The organism is uncultured Nitrospira sp. (assembly GCA_902500695.1).
Taxonomy (GTDB): Bacteria; Nitrospirota; Nitrospiria; order Nitrospirales; family UBA8639; genus Nitrospira_E.
Map to the genome: position 1 here is coordinate 1 of CABVRQ010000153.1, position 3686 is coordinate 3686.

Consider the following 3686-nt stretch of genomic DNA (forward strand, 5'->3'; position numbering starts at 1 on the left):
CTCGTTGGTCAGTGGCGAAAATGGATTAATATTTTTAGCGAGAAATCTATGAGAATCTGAAAATGGATCACTAGGGCCAGACTTTCCATTCGTTTTACGCCGGTCGAACAGTCAATACTCACCCTTTCCTTTTTACCCGGCCTACTCCATTCGCCCTGCCCTGATTGAAGGGCGAAAGTCCTTTGTTAATGACCTTTGATGGTTCAGTAGAGCGCCCGATAGTCTCACCCCGGACGAAGTCAGAATAACTATATCGAGGTGAAGGTGAGTGCCTTCTCAGGAACGCGCCTCAATTTCAATTTTTGACAGAGAACGTAAGCGTCTGACTCCCGTAAACTCCCCACCTCCCTTTATCATGGCAAATGGTTTGGCTGTGAGCGTATGGCTGACGGTGCTGAGTCTATACGGAAAACACTCACCTTAGGGGGGTAATCTATGCTCAACGTGTATGGCGATGCATGCTCCGTTTGAATGGCCGGTGTATCAGGAAGCATAAGGGTGCGTTTCGTTTTTTGAACATCCACTTAACTTCGTTGTCCAGAGATTCCGGGAACGGCCCGTTCTTAGGAAGTTCCTATCGAGAATGGAGCTGACAACCAGGGTAAACATGGTAAGCGGCCTGTGCAGAGAGGGGATGACGGCCTTTTTTGAATAGTAAGCGACCAACTGGGGCCGTACAGATTTGGTATGAAGTTTCCAAACAGCCCTGGATTCGGACGGGGTGTCTCACAAACCCGGCAGGCCTCGAAAATTGTAAACAATTGAGGGTCGTTCCTTTGGCTTTCTCCTTTCCAGGGCCGTATACCAAGCGGCTTGTTTTTTCTTGACTTAATTCGCTGTTTGAAGAAAAATCGACACAGGCTGTGTAGCCTGTTGCGTATCGGGATGTGGGCAGGAGAAGGAGGTTGGCACATTCACCGCAAGCCCTAGGTTCCCGGGGATGTGGTGACGATCCAATCATTGAATGTGGCAGGCATCCCGGCAACGATTGATGCACCATAGTCAGGCAAATGAGATTCAACTGCATTCATCATGAGATCCCAAGGTCCCTGATGATATTGAAGAAAACAGCAGTCCGTAGTTTAGGCGGATCAGTTTCAAGATTGTTTGGGCTTCATGTACTCTGGGGAGATCGCGAGGGCCATCGCAGGGAGGAGCGTTCATGGAGGAGGACAAGAATCAGATTGTGTCGGGCATTCTCAGAGCCAGGTCGGAATTGGAGCAGGTGTTGTATGACCTGGAGAAATTGCCGGTCGTCAGTGAAAGTGCCGTCCATTTTGCCGCACATGCACTGAATAACTTTCTCACGGTGGTAGGAGGCACCGTCGAATTACTCCTGTTGATGCTGGCGAAACATCCGGACGAACAAGTTCGCACCGGGCTTGAGGCGTTGCAGCATGCCACTCGCTTGATGACGCACACCGTCAGCCAAATGGTGAATGCCGAGACGGGCCGGGATCCCCAGCTCCGTTTCGAAAAAGTGGAACTGCCGATCATGGCCCAGCGGTTCCGCATTTTTTATCAACGCATTGCGGATCAAAAACAGATTCAGTGTCTCTCCGTAGCGCCTGCGGATGTTCCTTCAGTGTGGACGGATCGTGTGGCCACGGCCGCCGCGCTGGATAACCTGTTCTCGAACGCGGTGAAGTACTCACCACCAGGGAAGCGTATCTGGGTCGAAGTGGAACCCCAGCAGGATTGGGTGATTTGCCGTGTCCGAGATGAGGGCCCCGGTTTGAGTAAGGAGGACCAGGCCAAACTCTTTCAGCGCGGGATACTACTTACCCCTCGACCTACGGGCGGAGAGCCTTCAACAGGGTACGGCTTGGCGGTCGCCAAGGAACTGATCGAGAAGGTAGGGGGGGAGATCTGGTGTGAAAGCGAAGAGGGGCAGGGGGCCTGTTTTTGCTTTCGCCTACCCCAATACCGGGAAGCGGTGCATGGATCCGAGACGACCCAGGCAGATCGGCAAGAAGGGAAGAAGCGCAAGGACTGACCTGGATGCTCTAGCTGGTCGTGGCGTCATGGAGAATTCTTTCCGTTCACAAGTATCCGTGGCGGCTCTGGTGGGTGAGCCATTTGTTTTAATCAGGTCACGGCCGTGCACATCCATCACGGCAATGCCCTTAAAGGGGAAATTACTATGACATCGACACGACTCCCCCTGTTCTCGATCATGATCGTCTTGGCATTTTCCCTTTGTTCATCATTGGTTCTTGCTGGAGAAACGACGGCGAAGACCGGATTTTCACAAGCTCAGGAATCGGCCAACAAATGGCAGGCGGATGCGACCCTGGTCCAAATCATCACCGTATCAGGAACTATGGATGGCACTGCGGGGAAGTGGAGCTTTCTCTTTCATTCGCCTCAGGGAAAAAAAGGATACAAGGTGGACGTGAAGGACGGGAAGGTCGCCCAGACGCTTGAAGTGTCGTCGAGCTTCACCGATGCGGTGGATGGAGATTTCATTGACAGTGCGCAGGCGATCACAGAAGCAAAAAAGAAAGGGCTCAAGGGGAAAAGCCGGGCGAAGATGACCCTCCACGTTATGCTCCGAGGCACCAAAAGCCAGGGCGCCTATTGGAATATCGTCAGTGACCAGGCGGAAGGCAGAAGCACCCTCATCAACGCCAAAACCGGGAAGTTCTTCCGACATCAGGCGCACAAGTAGAGGGTACTGAAGACCTCGGTGGCTGACCCATTTTGCCTATGGCTTGATGCCCGGCTCGATACTGCCGTGTCTCGTTCCTCAGAGAGCCAGATCTAAAATTGAATCAAGTCAGAAGGGCCGTAGCGGCACCCGGCATGTATGATAGGAAGACGTGATCCTTATATTGTTTTGGCGCGCCTCGAGCCTTTTCCTGGCATGCGAGGCCTCTGATAGCCTTGTAAACTCAGATGTTTCTGATTGACTTCCCACCTCTTCAAAAATACCATTTGTACAATTCGTACGATCCGTTCATTTGAGGAAAATGGAAATGAGGTCGTTCATGGCACATTTACCATCCGGCAAAGCACGAGAAGGATTTGCGGATACGATCAATCGTGTGGCATTCGGCAACGAGCGCGTGGTGTTGCGACGGCGAGGGAAGGAAGTCGCAGTCGTTGTCCCGATTGCCGACCTGCTGTTGTTAGAAGAATTGGAAGATCGAATCGACCTCGTCGACGCCAGAGCCGCCTTGGCTGAAACCAAGAAGAAAGGCGCGAAGTCCCTTGATGTGATTTTGAAGGAATTGGGGCTCTAACCCTTTCCGATGGCCTATTCGATTCTGCTCGCTCCTCTCGCAGAACCGCAGCTCAAAGCATTTTCCCAAGCAGTGCAAAGTGATTGGCTAAACGCATCACGAGGCTGCAAACTAACCCGCGCCCACAGGGTGTGAAGAAACTGGTTGGTGAGGATGACCTGTACCGTATTTGAGAGGGAGACCATCGCATCATTTATACGATCCGCGATAAGGCGCTCATTGTCCTTGTTCTCAAGATTGGCGACCGAAAAGAAGTCTACCGCTCTTGATCTTTGCCCATCATTCGGGAGGAGGTTTGGTTGTTAGGGCAGATGACCAGCCTGAGGTCGGGTACTTGCGAGTGCGAAGGCAACGTCCGGGCTCACGCAAGCACAAGAGTCTGCCATCAAATGGCAGGCGGATGCGACCCTGGTCCAAATCATCACCGTATCAGGAACTATG

The 3686-nt window shown here is 52.3% G+C and carries 3 protein-coding genes; all 3 read left to right on the top strand.

The genetic code is table 11. The features are described from left to right. The first annotated feature begins 1162 nt into the window (after positions 1–1162). The 3 genes from AAH187_RS18925 to AAH187_RS18935 all read left to right on the top strand — a co-directional run bounded on the left by AAH187_RS18925 (position 1163) and on the right by AAH187_RS18935 (position 3245). Positions 1163–1996, top strand: coding sequence for a HAMP domain-containing sensor histidine kinase (locus AAH187_RS18925; protein WP_342350049.1), 834 nt, complete (start codon positions 1163–1165; stop codon positions 1994–1996). Positions 1997–2143: 147 nt separating this feature from the next. Next, positions 2144–2671, top strand: a complete 528-nt coding sequence (locus tag AAH187_RS18930; RefSeq protein ID WP_342350050.1) for a hypothetical protein — start codon at positions 2144–2146, stop codon at positions 2669–2671. Between the two features lie 319 nt (positions 2672–2990). Next, positions 2991–3245 carry a type II toxin-antitoxin system prevent-host-death family antitoxin gene (locus tag AAH187_RS18935; protein ID WP_342350051.1) on the top strand — a complete coding sequence of 85 codons (255 nt, stop codon included), beginning with the start codon at positions 2991–2993 and terminating at the stop codon, positions 3243–3245. Positions 3246–3686 lie beyond the last annotated feature (441 nt).